Raw genomic sequence first — 17,277 nt, 5'->3', positions numbered from 1 at the left:
GGTGTTGACACTGCAACCTTTTATGCTTGAAAAATCAGTGAAAAATCCCTATGTTTATACATCGTTCAAAGGACATTCAAACGGGTAAACGGTCACTTTCTGTGAAACATGAGGTATTGACATGAACACATTTCTGAAATTCGTCATTGCAGGGTCGGCAGCATTCTGTTTCCTTTCAGGCGCAGTGTTCGCCCAGGAACCGGTGAAAAAGAACCTTGTCGTCATCATGAAAACCAACAGGGGAACAATCGAAATCGAGCTCTTCTCCGACAAAGCGCCGGCAACTGTAACCAACTTCCTCTCCTATGTCACGGAAGTGTTCTACGACAACACAATTTTCCATCGCGTTATAGATGGTTTCATGATCCAGGGCGGCGGATTTACCGTGGACATGGCAAAAAAACCCACCAAACCGCCGATAAAAAATGAAGCCGGCAACGGCCTCCTGAACGATCGGGGCACAGTCGCCATGGCCCGCACCCAGGAGATTAACAGCGCGACATCACAGTTTTTTATCAATCATAAAAATAACGATTTCCTGAATCACAAGGACAATTCAGCCCGCGGTTTCGGGTACTGCGTATTCGGCAGGGTAATCAAGGGCATGGATGTGGTTGACAAAATCGCCGCGACCAGCACGTCCACGGTCAACACGGTCGCTTTCGGAAAAATGGAGAATGTCCCCGTCAAACCGATCATCATAGAGTCGATCAGGGTGAAAGAGTAACACAATCACGTGAAGTTCACGAGGGCGGTGAAAAAGTATCTTTTTCATACGCCCGATAATGGAAAGTATTGTTGGGGTGCTGTCACGGGTATGTAAACAAGTTCCCGGATTATTATTCGGGGATCGGGACTTCATGCCGACCCTGAAAGCCTGAATCCGGGCAGGTCGTATTTTTCGTAAGACTTTTATGGCCTGTGGATTTTCAGCTGTTCAGATTACGACGATTACTCATCCAGAATATTCCGTACCTTTTTTAATAAAGCCGCGGGAGAAAACGGTTTTTCAATAAACTCGAGACCGGGATCAAGAATACCGTGGTGTACAATAGAGTCATCGGTGTATCCCGACATGAATAACACCTTACTGTCCGGATACGATTTTTTCAGCGCTTTGTAAAGCTCCTTTCCTCCCATCCCGGGCATAATGACATCCGTCAACAGAAGTTGAAAAATATCATTATGGTGTTCTATTATTCGAAGCGCTTCATGGCCGTTCATTGCATCGATGACGGTATACCCATTATTGATGAGTATGGTTTTAATCATCCTTCGGACAGATGGTTCATCTTCGACAACAAGGATTGTTTCGGTACCTTTCGGGACAACAGATGAAAAACCGAGCCTGGGAACATCGAGTGGTTTTTCCGATACCCGAGGGAAGTATAATCTGACGGTTGTTCCTTTTCCCGGCGCGCTGAAAACCTGTATAGCTCCGTTATTCTGCTTCACGATGCCATAACAGGTCGACATGCCGAGACCGGTTCCTTTACCCACCTCTTTTGTAGTGAAGAACGGCTCAAAGATATGGAGTCTCGTTTCTTCGTCCATACCTATTCCCGTATCAATCACCGAAATCATGACATAATTGCCGGGAGACATGTACTGTTGATCTTTAACCGACTCCTCGTCAAGGGTGATATTGGACGTTTCGATGGAAAGTTTTCCTCCCTCCGTCATGGCGTCACGGGCATTGACTGCTATATTGGTCAATACCTGTTCCAACTGACCCGGGTCAATTTTTACCGACCACAGCTTTTCGAATGGCAACAAGACAAGCTCGATGTTTTCGCCAATCAGACGGCGGATCATCTTATCCATGTTAAATATGATTTCATTGAGATTGATGATACGCGGCTCGATGATCTGCCGTCGTGAAAAAGCGAGAAGCTGCCGAGTCAGTTCAGCCGCGCGCTCGGCAGTACTTTTTATCTCAATCATCTCATTATACATGGAATCATCGGGCGAGGTCTCCATCAGGGCTATTTCAGAATTTCCGATTATTGCGGTCAGAAGATTGTTGAAATCATGGGCAATTCCTCCAGCCAGACGTCCTATAGACTCCATTTTCTGAGCCTGGGCGAGCTGTTCTTCGAGTTTTCGCCGGTGCTCTTCCGCCCGTTTACGTTCGGTTATGTCACGAACGACGGTGATGCCTCCGACAATATCTCCTTTTTCGTTTCTGAGAGGTGAATAACGACCCTCGAAAAAGCCTTCCTTGCCTGTTATGGGGACAGAGAAGAATCTGTTCTCTGCAACGACACTGTTTCCCGCAATGGTTTCATGAAAGAATTTGATTTCCCCCGTTTCTTTTAAAAACGGGAATATGTCAAAGCCGCACTTTCCCAGAGTCTCTTCTTTTGAAACTCCGGAAATACGTTCCATTCCCTGGTTCCAGAGGGTAAGAACACCCTCTCTGTCAAACGCAAGGATACCATCGACACTGCTGTTGATGAGGTTATCGGAAAATTCCTTTTCTCTTCGCAAGGCATTGATTGCCCGTCTGCTTTCCGTAATATCCTCATAGGTAACAAACTGGTTGTCATCCGACATCGTCACCGGCCGGAAAATGATTTCTCGAGATGATCCGTCTTTACACACGATATTGAATATTCGTGTTCTCGGTTTTCCCTTACCGATATTTTTCAAATCTTTTTTCCAGGTGTCGATTACATTCCGCCGGTATTCGGGATCGGGAAACGCTTTCATGAACCACGCTTTGCCTGAGGGAATGTCTTCGGGGGTGTAGCCGAATACTTCGCTGAATTTTTTATTCATATATATATATCGTCCCGTCGAATCAATGATCGACACGGGAAACGGGGAAAGCTCGGTCATATAGCGGAATCGTTCCTCGCTCTCCCGAAGCGCTCGGATCGCCTGCACCTGCTCGGTTACATCGAGTGTGATCCCTCTCAAGCCGTCCGGTTTCCCATCACGAATGATTTCACTCGCGTGAATCATGACCGGAAACGACGAACCATCCTTTTTGAGCATTGAGTATTCCTGAAGACCGATATCTTTCCCTTCCAACACCTTGCGAACATTTCTATGCGCCTTTATCCTGTCATCGGGATGGATTAAATCGTAAATATTCAAACCTTTGTAGAAATCCTCCCGTGTATATCCGAAAAGAGTGAATCCCTTAAGACTGACAAACGTAAGGTTACCGTCCATATCCGTTTCCCAGACGGTTTCCGGGAGCAGCTCAACCAGCTCCCTGTACCGTTTTTCACTCTCGCGTAATAAATCCTCCGAATGCCTTTTTTCAGTTATATCTTCACCGATACTGGTGGCACAGACAACAGCCCCCGATTTATCACGGATCACGGAATTATTCCAGCGTATGAGCAGTTTATCACCGTTCCGGGTGATAATTTCATTTTCGTAGTAGGGTGGAAATTCGCCGGTCGCAATAGTCTTGATAAAGGTTGATTTAATATCGCTGACAATTTCTTTCGGAATAAACTGTGTGAACCAGTCTTTTCCCTGCACTTCTTCCCTGCTCCTGCCGATCAGTTCAAGCAGAAAATCATTGCAGAAGATAATAGTGCCTTCAGGATCGAGCATTACCGCGGCAAGTCTGATTTTTTCAATCCATTCTATGAACTTGCCGGTTTCTTCAATCGATTTATCAGCCATTATTCACCTGATTTTCCCTTGTTCATGTCCCGCTGTGTAAATTCCAACATAAAATTTTTTTTTAGATAAATTCTATTCTGTATATGTAATATTTATACTACTCAACTCAGATTTAGTAGCAAAAACCTTACCTGATGTTTTTAAAAAAGACCTGTGAAAGAATCTGCCATATATCTCAGTGTGCATAATCAAATTAAATGGCATGGATGAAAACCGGATTATTAAGACGAACCGCCAAAAAAACGCTTGATTCCCGCCCGAATCATCGACAATTTAGTAGTGTATCCCGGCAGAAGACGACACAAATGCATTTTTTCGACAGCTTCAATCACTCGTTCGGGTATTGAGGACGATGAACTGTCGCTCCGGGGAAAATTATCCATGCCGGTATTTTATACAGATACCAAAGTTCGGTATGACATAATCGACCTTACCATCCATTTACCGGGGCAATTGTCACATTTCACTCGCCCTCTCGTATTCTGTCATCCTCAGGATATGAACGAAGAATTCCGGTACCGGGCCGTTTCAGTGTAAACGATCATCAAGAAAAAACCATGAAATCCGAATCCGAAAATAACGAGCTGCTCATCACACAGGCGGAAAACCGTCACCTCAAAGAAACCATAGTTGCATTACGTGAGGCGATGGAAAAGCAGAAGATCGAACACGAGTCGAACATTCAGAGCGCTCTGTCATCGGCGAACGATGAAATCTCCCAGCTCAGGGCGGCTATCGGCGCCATGCGTACGGAGATGGAAAAAATCAGGATGGAACACGCAACTAAAATTCAGGACCTCGAACGTGAATACAATGACGAAAAGAACCAGCTGAAACAGATGATAGCAGCCCTTCGGGAGCAACTCGAGAATAGCGGCTCCGGGGCGCATTAACCGTCACAATCCAGTCATGGGCACCCTTCGATGGAATCAGAATTACAGCTGAAACTCCAGAAAATGGAGATGCTGCTCGATATCTCCCGGACACTCGCCGCGTTTGAGACGCTCGATGAAATGCTTTCGAAGCTCGTGGAAATCACCACAATCGAGCTGAACGCGGAGCGGGGGACTATTTTTCTGAACGACAGCTCAACCGGCGAACTGTATTCCCGCGTTGCCCAGGGAAATTTCAGACGCGAGATCAGGGTGCTGAACAACATCGGAGTCGCCGGCCATGTCTTTACCTCCGGGCAGGGCAGGATTGTCCACGATGCATACAAAGACGAGTTTTTCAATCCCGATATCGACAAACAGACCGGTTATGTCACCAGGTCCATTCTCTGCGTTCCCATCAGAACAGCCCGGGGCGATATTATCGGAGTCGCCCAGGCGCTGAACAAAAAAGAAGGCCAGTTCACCGAAGACGATATGACAATCATGGGCTCAATGACCACCCAGGCAGCGGTGGTGCTCCAGAGCGCGCAGTTCATCGAACAGTTGGAAAAAAACCGTGCGAAGGAAATGGAGTTTGTCGATGTCGTCTCCGATATAACATCGGAAATCGATCTCGGCTCGCTCCTCCAGAAAGTGATGGCCCAGGCGACAAAAATGCTCAATGCGGAGCGGTCGACACTCTTCCTCAACGACGAGAAGCGGAACGAGCTCTTTTCAAGAGTCGGCGAGGGTCTCGGCGCCCAGCAGATACGGCTGCCAAACCACCTCGGAATCGCCGGGAACGTGTTCACCTCGGGGAAAACGATCAATATCCCGCACGCCTATGCCGATCTGAGATTCAACCCGTCGTTCGACAAGAAGACGGGGTTTTTTACCCGGTCCATACTCTGCACTCCGGTAATAAACAAGGCCGGAAAAATCATCGGGGTCACCCAGGTGCTCAACAGGCGCGGCGGGCCGTTCACCGACGAGGACGAATCGCGGCTCAAGGCGTTTACCGCCCAGGTGTCCATTGCCCTCGAGAATGCGAAACTCTTCGATGACATCCAGAACATGAAGAATTACAACGAAGGCATACTCGAAAGCATGTCGAACGCCGTGATGACCCTGAGCGAGGACGGTAAAATCATCACGTGCAATTCCGCCGGGTACCGTATCATGGGCATCAGGCCGGAGGATATTCTCGACAATCATTACGAAAAATTCTTCACCGAATCCAACACATGGCTCCTTGAAAAAATCTCCCGGGTCGAGGAAACCCAGACATCCGATGTCACCATGGATGCAGACCTCATGATCGGAGAGGAAAAATTATCGGTGAATGTAACCATCCTTCCTCTTATCAGCATCGAGCAGAAAAAACTCGGCACCATGATCATGATCGAGGATATCTCCAGCGAAAAGCGCATGAAGTCCACCATGTCGCGGTACATGGACCCCGGTCTTGCCGACCAGCTCCTCGGAAAGGGCGAGGATATCCTCGGTGGCAAGAGCACGGTGGTCACGGTGCTCTTTTCCGACATACGGAGCTTTACCACTCTGACCGAAGAGCTCGGAGCCCAGGGAACGGTGAGCCTGCTGAACGAGTATTTCACCATTATGGTGGACTGCGTTCTCCGCGAGGGCGGTATGCTCGACAAGTTCATCGGCGACGCGCTCATGGCGGCATTCGGCATGCCGATCCCGCACAGCGACGACGAAGACCGGGCTGTCCGCGGCGCGATCTCGATGATCAGGGACCTCAACGCATGGAACATCATACGGGCCGGGGACGGTCATAAACCGGTCAATATCGGCATCGGGCTCAACACCGACATGGTGGTTTCCGGTAACATCGGTTCGCCGAAACGAATGGACTATACGCTCATCGGGGACGGCGTGAACCTGGCCTCACGGCTCGAAAGCGCCTGCAAACAGTACTTCGCGCGCATTCTCATCAGCGACAACACCTACCGTAAACTGCGCGGCACCTACCGCACCCGTGAAATAGACCGCGTCGTGGTCAAGGGGAAGACGGAGCCGGTCAGCATCCACGAGGTGCTCGACTACCACGACGATCAGACGTTTCCCAACCTCATGAGCGCCGTGAACTACTTCACCGAGGGTTTAGGGCAGTACCGCGAAGGCAAGTGGGACGGCGCGATGAAGGCATTTTCCGAAGCTCTCAGGCTCAATCCGCAGGACAAGCTCACCCAGATGTATATCGACCGGTGCTGCCTCCTGAAAGATAATCCGCCGTGCGGCGACTGGGACGGCGTGTGGAAGATGACATCGAAGTGAGGGGGGAGATTTGAAAAATTCATTTAACCACGTATTGACACGGATTATCTTTACCTTATCAAACAAAAAGGGCCGGTAGCTTCCCCGAAGCCGTCCGGCCCTTTTCTTTTCTATCTGTTCAAATCCTGTTAATCCTGTAAATCCTGTCTAAAAATCAATTCTTTTTTTGTTCCGGTTTTTTTATCATCAATCCTGTAAATCCTGTCCGCTTCCTCTCATTTACTTGAGTTTCCTGACAGCTCCCTCGGGCACATGCATCATGTGGAGGAGCTTGACCTGCTTGTCGGACGCATTGATATTCGCATGGGCGCAGATACTGTTCTCCGGCACCTTGTATGCCGATCCGGCGGGAAACTTGAAGAGATGCTTGCCCAGAAGCAGTGTGATATCGCCCTTCAGCGCTATCCAGACTTCCTCGACTCCTTTCTGGTGGCTGTGAGGCTGAGCCATGGTCATGGGATCGAGCTTGACCGCGGTGAATCCTCCCATGACCGCGGTGCCGTCTCTCCTGCCGAGCACACCCCTGTCGATATTGGCCCAGTGAACGGTCATGGCTTCGGGATGAGTGTACTCGTCGGTGACGGCGATTTCCTTTTTCGGCGTGAATCCTTCGGGAATGGGCTCCACGACGCGGTACATGGTGAGCGGCTCGTTTACGGATGTCGCGGACATGGTGTACTCGACTCCCGGAGGCGCGACCACGCCGTTGCCCTCGCGCAGAGTAAACGATTTACCGCCGGACTTGATAACTCCCTCACCGGAATTGATGTAAAAGAGCTCCTGTTCGTCCTTGTTGGCATAGGGAGTCGTGGTGACACGGGGCTCGATCGTGGCGAAACCGACCGATTTAATCGTTGTGAGCACCGCGCCTTTACGGGTGGGTTTCAGGTCGTCCCCGCCCTCGAGCTGAGTGAGGATTTCACGCACGATCAGGCCGCTTCTCAGGTCAATCGGCATGGAATCACGCCAGTTGGCAACGAACATGTTCGGGTCGGGGTCCTCTCCCGGTGTATACGCTTTCGGATCAAGCATGCCGTAAGGGTGATCCGCCTGCGAGAATGCCACAACCGGCACTGCGAGAAAGAGGATGATACAGAGCATAAAAGACTTGTGAACCATCAGAAAACCTCCTTGTGATATGATTCCCGGTGTCTGTTACCATGAATCCTTGTAATGTAATATAATATAACGGGGATACATAACCATTTTTCTCATAAACATAAACAATTATCCACAAAGCGCCAAAACGGATATGACCGGAAACCATTATGAAATTAAAAAAAATATACTATATTACACATTATTGGTTATGGAAGCAGAAGTTGGAAAGCGGGGTATCCATCGCTTCAACGATCCCCATTAATAATTATTTATTAAGGGTTTACGTGGCGACGTAAACCTTTTTTCGTAGAAGAGCTCTTTTTTTATTTTTAAACCCTATTATTGACAATCAGTTATCCCGTTCCACCCGATCATTTTTAACATGAAAGGCCGATCGAAAATCGAGGTATAGTATGAAACTGTTCATTGCCGTAGTAATCGTTCTTGCTCTTGCCTTTGGCGTTGTATTCTATGTCACCAAGGGCAGTTCCCAGCCGACACAGTCCGACATTGAATTTGCGCTCAAAAGGAATTTAGGCTTTTCGCCGATACAGTGGGAATTCAAATTCGGGAAAGAAACGAAAACATCGAAAGGAATCCCCGCCTGGCCGGTCATTTATAAAATTACGACAAGCTCGATCGGAACGGAAACAAAGATCATCACCGTTACATACCTCTTTTATAAAGACGGGTATGACTGGAAAATCGAAAAAGTCGAGTAATTCCGGTGATATTTTCATATACCGGGCTGATAGTAAAATCGGTAATCCCCGGCGGCAACGTATTCCCGATAACCCATTATAAGTCTTGTGAAAAACACCACGTATGTTGATATATGCTGTCAAGAGTCGGCACGAAGTGCCGATTTACATACCCTTGACAGCGATAAAACAACACATTTCATTACAGGGCGTGTGAAAAAGACATTTTTTACAGCCCTCTTATTCCTTGAAATATTGCTCCGGCGAATACATAATGATACCGACATCTGGAATAGATGCCGAAACGAGTTCGGCATGACATCTTCCGATGTCACTGTTTAATCACTGAAGCAATACCATGGTGAAATCATGTGCGACCTTATTCTGCTCAGGCACGGAGAAACGTCCGGCCAGTCATCCATCCGGTTTTACGGCTCGACCGATATACCTCTGAGCGATATCGGAATAAACCAGATGAAACGCGCCGGCGATGCCCTGAGAACGTATCCGTTCAGAACGGTGATAACGAGCCCTCTCCGGAGAGCCCGTGAGAGCGCATCCATCGTTTTTGACGGACGGGGGCCGGAGATTCTTGTCATAGACGATTTCCGTGAGATTCATTTCGGCGAATGGGAAGGTCTGACCAGGGATGAAATCGTCGCCCGTGATCCCGACATCTACAGGGCGTATCTGGAAGCCGGAACGGAAGGCCGCTTTCCCGGCGGTGACTACAAGCCCGAATTTTTCAGCAGAATCCGCACAGCCGCAATCGATGTATTCAACAGGTCCGAGTTGCCCATTCTCGCCGTTCTCCATAAAGGGGTCATCAGGGGAGTTCTTTCGGCGCTGCTCGACAGGCCGCTCCACGATCTTTCAAACCAGCCTATCGAGCTCGGAAGCATTCACCGTCTCGCAAGGGAAGACGGGGGCTGGAAGCTCATTGCCGCGAACGAAACCGGACATCTCGGCGAATACCGCATGGAAAACACGTAACCAATCTATCTTAATATTCAATAGAAAACGGATATACGCGGATTTATTGTTTTTAAAATCTTTTTATCTTTGAAATGCAGCAAACTCATCATCCATATGGGAAATAATCTCTCCTGCCGCTTTCGGCGAAACTACCCGTATCGAAGGGGGGCAAATTCCCAACCTCATTACCCCGGATTATCTCACAGATTCACCGGTAATCCCTTACCGGCCAGGAATTCCTTCATCTGCCTGATGGAAAAGGTTCCGAAGTGCGCAATCGATGCGACAAGGACGGCGTCCGCGTGTCCTTCGGTTATGGCCTCGTAAAGATGTTCGAGCGTCCCGGCGCCGCCCGATGCGATCACGGGGACTTTCACGGCGTCCGCAATGGCCCGCGTCATCGGGATGTCATATCCGGCAAGTGTACCGTCCGCGTCCATGCTCGTGGGAAGGATCGACCCGACACCGTAATCCTCCATTTTTTTCGCCCATTCGACCGCATCGATGCCGACCGGCGTTCTGCCGCCGTTTATCATGACCTCGAATCCCGAAGGGACGCCGGAAGATGACCGTGTGTCAATGGCAATCACAACCTTTCCGCTTCCGAATGTACGGACGGCTTCTTTGACAAATTCCGGCCGTTTCACAGCGGCGGTGTTGATCGAAACCCGTGAAACGCCGATATCGACAAGCTCCTCGATGCCTTCAATGCTCCCTATGCCTCCGCCGACGGTCAGTGGTATGGAGGTACGTTCAATGGTCTTTTTCACCACATCGACGAGGGTTTTCCGTTTCTCGACAGTCGCGGTGATGTCGAGGAACACGAGCTCATCTGCACCCGCCTCGCTGTACACGGCGGCATTTTCAGCAGGGTCTCCGACATTCTTGAGCTCGACGAAATGCACACCCTTGACAAGACGGCCATCCTTCACATCGAGGCAGGGAATAATTCTCCGGTAATTCATGGATTCGTTTCCTTTCATAAGTTCCAGATGGTTATATTGATAACAATCGATGACTTTTTGACCGCAGGACATCACATCCTGAACTTCTCGCCGAGGTATATCTTGCGGGCTTCGGGATCGTTGGACAGAAATTCCGAGTTTCCCTCGGTCAGTATTTCACCGTCCGCGATAATATACGCCCGGTCGGTGATGGCGAGGGTTTCCCGGACATTATGATCGGTGATGAGTATCCCGAGCCCCTTGGTTCTGAGCTCCGCAACGATGTTCTGTATATCCTCGACCGCTATGGGATCGATACCGGCAAAGGGCTCGTCGAGGAGAATGAACTTGGGGCTTGTCACGAGCGCGCGGGCAATCTCGACCCGTCTGCGCTCCCCGCCGGACAGGTTGTATGCCATGTTTTTCCTTACATGAGCGATGCCAAGCTCTTCGAGAAGCTCGTCACGGCGTTCACGGCGCTGTTTCCGCCTCAGGCCGATGGTCTGAAGAATGGACATGATGTTGTCTTCGACCGTCATCTTCCTGAAGATGGACGGCTCCTGGGGCAGGTAATTGATTCCGAGGCGCGCCCTCTTGTACATGGGCATTCCGGTGATGACCCTGTCATCGAGATAAATATTCCCCCTGTTCGGTGAATATATGCCGACAACCATCCGGAATGTCGTCGTCTTGCCTGCTCCGTTCGGTCCCAGAAGACCGACGATCTGGCCCTGATGAATATTGATAGAAACACCCTTTACGACTGTCCGCTTGCTGAACCGCTTGACAAGCCCTTCCGTGCGGAGAACCATGCCGTTCCGGGGTGCCGGGTTCTGACCGTTCTCATCGGGCGGCGGTGTCTCACTGTTTACAGCGTCTGTCATGATCACCCCTGTAATCCAAAGTTCCGGGCAGGGACAGGATGGGACCTGTCCCCTGCATTCTTTCAATTATAACCGGACACTGCTGAACGTATCCATTAATAAGGTGTTAAGAAGACTCCGACAATAAAATGCCCTTATTGTATTAGAAAAAGTATTGTTTTTTCTTTATGCCTTATGCCTTGTGCCTTGTGCCTTAATTTTCACTCAATGTGCCGTGTCCATGCTGTCTTTTGCCGTCGAATCGGGTTTAACCTTATACCCGTAGTACTTTCCGCGAGCTCCGGCGCCGCCTCTGCCCGTAATTCGCATCTGCGAAACCTTTCCTTCGTCGAAATAGAAATAGATAGTATCCCCTTCGGCTTCGTTCACAAACTTCTGCTTGCCCGGCTGACGTGTTTTATGGTAATAGCTGCTTGCAGTCCCTTCGGCAGTAACGAGCGACACAAAATTATCCTTCATCAAAAGACGCATTGAAGCGCAGTCAATAATGCTCTCGTCATAGACCGCCCCGGTTGTGTCGGTCGAGACAGTCGCGCTGTGGGCGGTACCGATAATATCAACAGAGGAAATCTTACGGTTGCTGAGAAAAACCCGCATACTGTCACCGGTAACCGTGCCGAGCATCCGTACCTCGGAAACGGCATCGTCCGGGGAATAACGCGCCACATGCCTGGCCACAGGGGAACCCGAAAGGATAACCGTCTCGTCCTTATCATCGTACTGCGCGTACTCCGAACCAACATCGAGACTGTCTTTCCGTAACATCACGTTTTTCCAGAGGTGGACAACCTTCCGTTCCTTGTCGATTTCGAGCGTGTCGCTGCATGTGACGGTTATGATGCTACCGGCCTCATCCTCACGGGTCAGCACGGGTGATCCCATGACTGCGCCGTACCCCGTCGAATCGTTGAAAACGGCTTCCCTGCCGAATACAGTTGCCCGGACGGAATCATCGTGCACATACACTCCCCCGGATGCCTCGACAAGCCGGAGGTCCTTCTGATACCTGACACGGCCCGATTTGAACAGCCGGTCTTTTTCGGTAACGATGACATTCCCGATTGCGAGCGCTTCACGGCGGTTGTAGAAATAGATGAGCGTATCGGCGTTGAGCGTTCTCAGCGAATCCTTGAACATGGCGCCGCCATAGAAACGGGCTTCCGCGACGGCGCTCAGGTAGAGCGCAACATCCGCCCGGAGCTCCACATCCTGCTGTATTGCCCTGACATGCCCGAAATAACTCTTCACAAACGAATCATTCCCGAAAGAATACTCTGTTGTGTCGGCTGAAAATACGAGGCTTCGTCTGGTTACTGCCTGCGCCGTTTTTTTCTCTTCCATCTGGCCGAAAACAGAAACCGCACAGAGAACAGCGAGTAATACAAGAAACAGGCTCAACCTTCTCATACGGCATTTACCTTTCGGGAATGGCAAGTTCTTCCCGTGTGATTTCGCCGGTGACATTTTTCATGGTATAGGTCTTGAGGTCGTCAGAAGCCTCAAATCCAATACCTTCCTCGACAGCGTCTTCGGTCGAAAGCCGGACTCTGCTGTCGGAAAATATCTTGTGTGACGCAGCGATCCAGCGAATATCCTGTGTTTCCATTTTAGCATTCCGCTCGTCGGATACGATGACGACATCCCCTGTCGCCTTGAGGCTGTCAACCTGCTCGAACAGCCCCCATACTTCTCCGTGGCGGGCTGTAAGAGTGGAAGCACGCTTTCCCTCTTTATTGAAAAACTGTATTGAGATACTGTCGTTTACGACGGTATAATTCCTGTCCTCGAATACGTCCACATGCTTAGCCGACACAATTGCGGAGGTGACACCCTTTTCCGTGATGACGATACGCGCATCGGAGAACTGCTGGTTGGGAAGGTCACTCCTGACCGTCACGGGAGGTTTTTCTTCTTCACATCCCATGGCCAGTAATCCCGCCAGAATCAGGAATGCGATACATCGGGTATTTTTTTCTGTACTATCCGTAAACGGCATCATACTCACTTTTCATTTTCGGGCGTTGGCGTCGTTTTCCACCGCCGGTGAAACCACACCCACTGTTCCGGATACTCGCGGATAAAGTCCTCGGTGGCCTTCGAACAGAGGGCGGTGAGTTCACGCACATCATGTTCCATATCTCCGGTCGGTTCAATGTGCAACGGTTCGCCGGCATAAATGTGATGATAATGATTACTGTCACGACACGTGAACAGAGGAATGATGGGCACTCCATAACGGAGCGACAGAAATGCCGGAGCCACAGCCGTATACGCCGGGCGACCGAAAAACTCGATAAATTCTCCTTTTATATTCATATCCTGGTCGACGAGCATTCCGATGAGGTGTCCACCCTTGATTGCCCGGAGTATCTCCCGTGTGTTCTCCCCCCGGGAAATGACATTCATACCGCCCTGTTCACGCGACCTGATCAATAACCGTTCGAGACGGGGATCATAGAGTTTTCTCGCTACAGCATCGACCGGGAAACCCAACAGGGCAAGATATGTTCCCATTAATTCCCAGCACCCCATGTGTCCGGAAAGCCCGATAACTCCCTTTCCCGCTTCCATGAGCCTTTCGTACCTGTCAATGTCATGCGGAATACACATAGCCTTGATCTCATCGGGTTTCATGGCATTCAGCCGGACCGTGTCGACAAAATTGAGGACAAGATACCGGAACATCCCGTGCGCCAGACGGTTTATCTCACGGGGGTCCTTTTCGGAACCGAACGCCATGGAGAGATGCTCTTTCGCAAGCCGGAGCTCTTTCCTCGCAAAAAAAGGGGCGATCCAGCCTAAAAGCGACCCGATCGCAATTGCCATTTTTCTCGGAATGAGCCGGAAAAACCACACGAATATGAGTATGAGGCAATATGCTCCGTCTCTTCTGAACCGTCTTATTACAGCACGCCATGTCACTGTTAACGTTCTCCCCGCCGGGACATTTTCGCCATATTATGGTGATGCTTAAGTATGCAGAGTGTCATGATCGTCATCTTCCCGGAGTTATACGACCCCGGCCAGGGACAGATCGATCCACCGCACCAGTCCGATCGGGGCATCGTGTTCATCGACAATGATGAGCGAGGTGACTATGTGCTTTTCCATAACGCTGACCGCCCGTGCGGCATAAGCATCAGGATCGATGGTGAGGGGTTTGCTTCGGGGGGCTTTATCACGGCCGGAGTGCGCCAGGGCTGCACGGGCGTTTATTTCGAGCGGGCGTTCGACCCTCTGGAGGAGACGGCGCAGGTCGCCATCGGTAATTACCCCGGCGAGTTTACTGTCCTCGGTGATTACCCCGATTCCGAGTTTTTTCTCGCTCATGATTTCGAGCACTTCCTTCATGGGCGCTTCGATGTCCACAAGCGGAAGATCACTCCCGGTAATCATGAGATCGCGGACACGGCAGGTCAGCTTGCGCCCGATTGTACCCCCGGGATGGAGCGCCGCAAAATCCTCTTCGCTCAGCCCCTTGCGCTCGAACAGGCTCACAGCGAGTGCATCCCCCATCGCAAGAGCCGCTGTTGTCGATGCGGTGGGAATCGCATTAATAAGACACGCCTCGCACGCAACCGAGACATCGAGCACAATATCGGCGGCCCCCGCAAGACTCGACGAGGTGTTGCCGGTCAGCGCTACGATCGGTATACCGAGACGTTTCAGGTGGTTGAGTAGAACGGTAAGTTCCTCTGTTGCCCCGCTCTTCGACACGATGACGGCCACATCACCACGCATGACCGTTCCGATGTCGCCGTGAGCGCCCTCCACGGGATGGAGGAAGTAGGCCGGTATCCCGATGCTCGAGAATGTTGCGGCTATCTTGCGCGCGATGATCCCCGATTTCCCCATACCCGAAACGATTATCCGCCCCTGTGCTCCGGCAATAAGCTCTTCCGCCCGGTCAAACTCCGGGCCGATGTGCCCGATGATACCGAGCACGGCCTCGGCTTCGGTTCTGAGCACTCTGACCGCTGTTTCCCTGCTCACATCTTTTTCCTCTGTATAGAGTACCTGATTTAAAGCTTTTCTGCTGTCTGTCTTACACTTGCACCCTTCATGAATCCCGGCGCCGGCCGTCTTTTCCATGTCGCAAACCGCACCTTGTCTTCGCGGTACAGGGTTCGGTACGACGCGATGGAATCTCCCCCGGTGATGTATTTCCCGTCCATGATCGGCGGCGGGTCGGTCCACCCCCGTTCAGGGAGCGGAGGCACCGGAAGCTGACGGACGACATCGACGGATTTGTGTGTTTTCTCCTCCGGATGCGAATAACGGAACCGCCATTCCTTTTCGAGCTCAAACGCGAGCGACCGCAGCCACAGCCAGTGCCCGATGGAAGCCTGTGTCCACACCACGGCGGGATGGTTGCCATGGGTAAGCCTGTATCCCGCATCAATACCGCATTTCCGCACCGCGACCGAAAGAAGCTGCGCATCTTCAAGCTGCATCTTAACCACATGCCGGTCGCAGTGATACCGGGCGCACATAACCGGATCACGGTGAAGGAAGAAAACGTTCACGGCAGCAGCTTCCAGGCATCCGAAAGTAATATCATATGACAAATATAAAGATTATCATAACCGGGAACAACCGGAATAGTACAACCGGATCGAATCATCATGGTAAACACCATGGTCATTTTTTCATGAGATAATCGCTGACACCGAGGGCCGCTTTCGCTCCCTCTCCCGCGGCTATGATGATCTGCTTGTCGGGGACGGATGTCACATCTCCCGCGGCAAAAATACCGGGAATATTAGTCTGGCAAAGACAATTTACCATGATCTCATCATTGTCGTTCATGGTGAGGATTCCCTTTGCAAACGAAGAATTGGGGGACAGACCGATTTCGATAAATACACCGGTAACCGGAAGTGTGAGGGTGGTGTCGCGGGCGAGATCATGAACGGTAATCCCGGTGACCTCCGTATTACCCAGTATTTCCACAACGTCAGACTCGAGATACGTTCTCAGTTTTTCTGAATTACGGGCTTTCTCTATAAGAACAGCGTCAGCCTGGAGTGTCGGCATGGTGTTGACCAGATGAACCATGCAGCCGAGATTGAGCAGGTCTATCGCCGCGGTGAGCGCCGAATTGCCCCCGCCCACAACAGCCACCTCCTGTCCGCGGTACAGGGGACCGTCACAGGTGGCGCAGTAAGTAACGCCTCTCCCCTTTAATTTCTGCTCGCCCGGGACATCGAGCGGCCTCGACCGTTTCCCCGAAGCGACAATAAGAGCCCTGAACGTATATTTGCCTCCCTGCTCGGTGCTTACCATGCCGCCTTCCGAAGTTATCTGCATGGAGACAACACTGTCGCCGTTCAGAATGTCGATTTCCTGCTCTTCGAGCTGTTCCCGGAAATGGGTTGCGAGGTCCCAGCCCGAGATGACATCATAGCCCGGGTAATTTTCGATCGAGGATGTCCAGAGCACCTGTCCGCCCAGGTCGGGGCTGATGAGCAGGGTTTTGATCCGTTTACGGGCAAGATAGACTCCGGCTGTCATCCCCGAGGGTCCGCCGCCGATGATGATGGCATCATAAGAACCATGCCGGGGAATTCCCTTTTTTTCCGGTTTCGGCTCGGTTTTTGGCGGAGCAGCCGTCTCAATGACATCAACCAGACCGTTCAGCTTACCCATGGTAAAGGTCTTTACTTCCGGTGATACGGGATTTCTCCTGTACATGACGGTACAATACCTTTTCTTTTAAGAGGGCTGTGAAAAAGTATATTTTTCACGAGCCCTATAACGAAATGTGTTGTTTTGTTACTGTCAAGGGCATGTAAATCGGCACTTCGTGCCGACCCTTGACAGCTTATATCCACGTAAATGGTGTTTATCACAA

15 protein-coding genes are annotated in these 17,277 nt (G+C 50.7%); 5 read left to right on the top strand and 10 right to left on the bottom strand.

All coding sequences use genetic code 11. From position 1 onward, the window contains the following. Positions 1 to 121: 121 nt before the first annotated feature. Positions 122 to 727: a peptidyl-prolyl cis-trans isomerase gene (locus LLG96_11865; GenBank protein MCE5250907.1), complete on the top strand. Its 606-nt coding sequence runs from the start codon at positions 122 to 124 to the stop codon at positions 725 to 727. Between the two features lie 224 nt (positions 728 to 951). Here LLG96_11865 and LLG96_11860 read toward each other — a convergent pair whose 3' ends face one another. Next, complete coding sequence (locus LLG96_11860; GenBank protein ID MCE5250906.1) at positions 952 to 3,645, bottom strand: PAS domain S-box protein; 2,694 nt, start codon at positions 3,643 to 3,645, stop codon at positions 952 to 954. 557 nt (positions 3,646 to 4,202) lie between these two features. On the opposite strand from LLG96_11860, the gene LLG96_11855 reads away from it, so the two are divergent. After that, positions 4,203 to 4,538 carry a hypothetical protein gene (locus LLG96_11855; protein ID MCE5250905.1) on the top strand — a complete coding sequence of 112 codons (336 nt, stop codon included), beginning with the start codon at positions 4,203 to 4,205 and terminating at the stop codon, positions 4,536 to 4,538. Positions 4,539 to 4,568: 30 nt separating this feature from the next. After that, positions 4,569 to 6,818, top strand: a complete 2,250-nt coding sequence (locus tag LLG96_11850) for a GAF domain-containing protein (GenBank protein MCE5250904.1) — start codon at positions 4,569 to 4,571, stop codon at positions 6,816 to 6,818. Between the two features lie 219 nt (positions 6,819 to 7,037). Here LLG96_11850 and LLG96_11845 read toward each other — a convergent pair whose 3' ends face one another. Then, entirely contained in the window at positions 7,038 to 7,937 is a 900-nt protein-coding gene (locus LLG96_11845) for a cupin domain-containing protein (protein MCE5250903.1), read from the bottom strand. A 395-nt stretch (positions 7,938 to 8,332) separates the two neighbouring features. Between LLG96_11845 and LLG96_11840 the strand changes: the two genes are divergently transcribed. Continuing rightward, positions 8,333 to 8,641, top strand: coding sequence for a hypothetical protein (locus LLG96_11840; protein MCE5250902.1), 309 nt, complete (start codon positions 8,333 to 8,335; stop codon positions 8,639 to 8,641). A 348-nt stretch (positions 8,642 to 8,989) separates the two neighbouring features. Further along, positions 8,990 to 9,613 (top strand): histidine phosphatase family protein, encoded by a 624-nt coding sequence (locus LLG96_11835; protein MCE5250901.1) that lies wholly within the window; start codon positions 8,990 to 8,992, stop codon positions 9,611 to 9,613. Positions 9,614 to 9,795: 182 nt separating this feature from the next. Here LLG96_11835 and hisF read toward each other — a convergent pair whose 3' ends face one another. From hisF to LLG96_11795, 8 genes are all read right to left on the bottom strand, one after another. Then, positions 9,796 to 10,560: an imidazole glycerol phosphate synthase subunit HisF gene (gene hisF, locus LLG96_11830; protein MCE5250900.1), complete on the bottom strand. Its 765-nt coding sequence runs from the start codon at positions 10,558 to 10,560 to the stop codon at positions 9,796 to 9,798. Between the two features lie 71 nt (positions 10,561 to 10,631). Next, on the bottom strand, positions 10,632 to 11,351 hold the full coding sequence (lptB, locus tag LLG96_11825) for an LPS export ABC transporter ATP-binding protein (GenBank protein ID MCE5250899.1): 720 nt from the start codon (positions 11,349 to 11,351) through the stop codon (positions 10,632 to 10,634). 276 nt (positions 11,352 to 11,627) lie between these two features. Then, positions 11,628 to 12,830 carry a hypothetical protein gene (locus LLG96_11820; protein ID MCE5250898.1) on the bottom strand — a complete coding sequence of 401 codons (1,203 nt, stop codon included), beginning with the start codon at positions 12,828 to 12,830 and terminating at the stop codon, positions 11,628 to 11,630. A 7-nt stretch (positions 12,831 to 12,837) separates the two neighbouring features. Then, on the bottom strand, positions 12,838 to 13,419 hold the full coding sequence (lptC, locus tag LLG96_11815) for an LPS export ABC transporter periplasmic protein LptC (GenBank protein MCE5250897.1): 582 nt from the start codon (positions 13,417 to 13,419) through the stop codon (positions 12,838 to 12,840). A 5-nt stretch (positions 13,420 to 13,424) separates the two neighbouring features. Then, on the bottom strand, positions 13,425 to 14,345 hold the full coding sequence (locus tag LLG96_11810; protein MCE5250896.1) for a lysophospholipid acyltransferase family protein: 921 nt from the start codon (positions 14,343 to 14,345) through the stop codon (positions 13,425 to 13,427). 87 nt (positions 14,346 to 14,432) lie between these two features. After that, on the bottom strand, positions 14,433 to 15,515 hold the full coding sequence (locus LLG96_11805; GenBank protein ID MCE5250895.1) for a KpsF/GutQ family sugar-phosphate isomerase: 1,083 nt from the start codon (positions 15,513 to 15,515) through the stop codon (positions 14,433 to 14,435). Continuing rightward, positions 15,446 to 15,949 carry a hypothetical protein gene (locus LLG96_11800; protein MCE5250894.1) on the bottom strand — a complete coding sequence of 168 codons (504 nt, stop codon included), beginning with the start codon at positions 15,947 to 15,949 and terminating at the stop codon, positions 15,446 to 15,448. The genes LLG96_11805 and LLG96_11800 overlap by 70 nt, the downstream gene beginning before the upstream one ends. Positions 15,950 to 16,064: 115 nt before the next feature. After that, positions 16,065 to 17,117 (bottom strand): FAD-dependent oxidoreductase, encoded by a 1,053-nt coding sequence (locus LLG96_11795; GenBank protein ID MCE5250893.1) that lies wholly within the window; start codon positions 17,115 to 17,117, stop codon positions 16,065 to 16,067. Positions 17,118 to 17,277: the final 160 nt, after the last annotated feature.

The organism is bacterium, assembly GCA_021372535.1.
Lineage (GTDB): Bacteria > Latescibacterota > Latescibacteria > Latescibacterales > Latescibacteraceae > JAFGMP01.
Note: the sequence above shows the minus strand (reverse complement) of the source record. Positions and strands in the feature narration are given on the sequence as shown.

Bases quoted from the DNA above. Each gene is read 5' to 3' on its own strand.
- LLG96_11820 (MCE5250898.1), bottom strand. From the start codon at position 12,830: ATGAGAAGGTTGAGCCTGTTTCTTGTATTACTCGCTGTTCTCTGTGCG.
- LLG96_11840 (MCE5250902.1), top strand. From the start codon at position 8,333: ATGAAACTGTTCATTGCCGTAGTAATCGTTCTTGCTCTTGCCTTTGGC.
- LLG96_11865 (MCE5250907.1), top strand. From the start codon at position 122: ATGAACACATTTCTGAAATTCGTCATTGCAGGGTCGGCAGCATTCTGT.
- hisF (MCE5250900.1), bottom strand. From the start codon at position 10,560: ATGAATTACCGGAGAATTATTCCCTGCCTCGATGTGAAGGATGGCCGT.
- LLG96_11850 (MCE5250904.1), top strand. From the start codon at position 4,569: ATGGAATCAGAATTACAGCTGAAACTCCAGAAAATGGAGATGCTGCTC.
- LLG96_11805 (MCE5250895.1), bottom strand. From the start codon at position 15,515: ATGGAAAAGACGGCCGGCGCCGGGATTCATGAAGGGTGCAAGTGTAAG.
- LLG96_11835 (MCE5250901.1), top strand. From the start codon at position 8,990: ATGTGCGACCTTATTCTGCTCAGGCACGGAGAAACGTCCGGCCAGTCA.
- lptB (MCE5250899.1), bottom strand. From the start codon at position 11,351: ATGGTTCTCCGCACGGAAGGGCTTGTCAAGCGGTTCAGCAAGCGGACA.
- lptC (MCE5250897.1), bottom strand. From the start codon at position 13,419: ATGCCGTTTACGGATAGTACAGAAAAAAATACCCGATGTATCGCATTC.
- LLG96_11860 (MCE5250906.1), bottom strand. From the start codon at position 3,645: ATGGCTGATAAATCGATTGAAGAAACCGGCAAGTTCATAGAATGGATT.
- LLG96_11795 (MCE5250893.1), bottom strand. From the start codon at position 17,117: ATGTACAGGAGAAATCCCGTATCACCGGAAGTAAAGACCTTTACCATG.
- LLG96_11855 (MCE5250905.1), top strand. From the start codon at position 4,203: ATGAAATCCGAATCCGAAAATAACGAGCTGCTCATCACACAGGCGGAA.
- LLG96_11845 (MCE5250903.1), bottom strand. From the start codon at position 7,937: ATGGTTCACAAGTCTTTTATGCTCTGTATCATCCTCTTTCTCGCAGTG.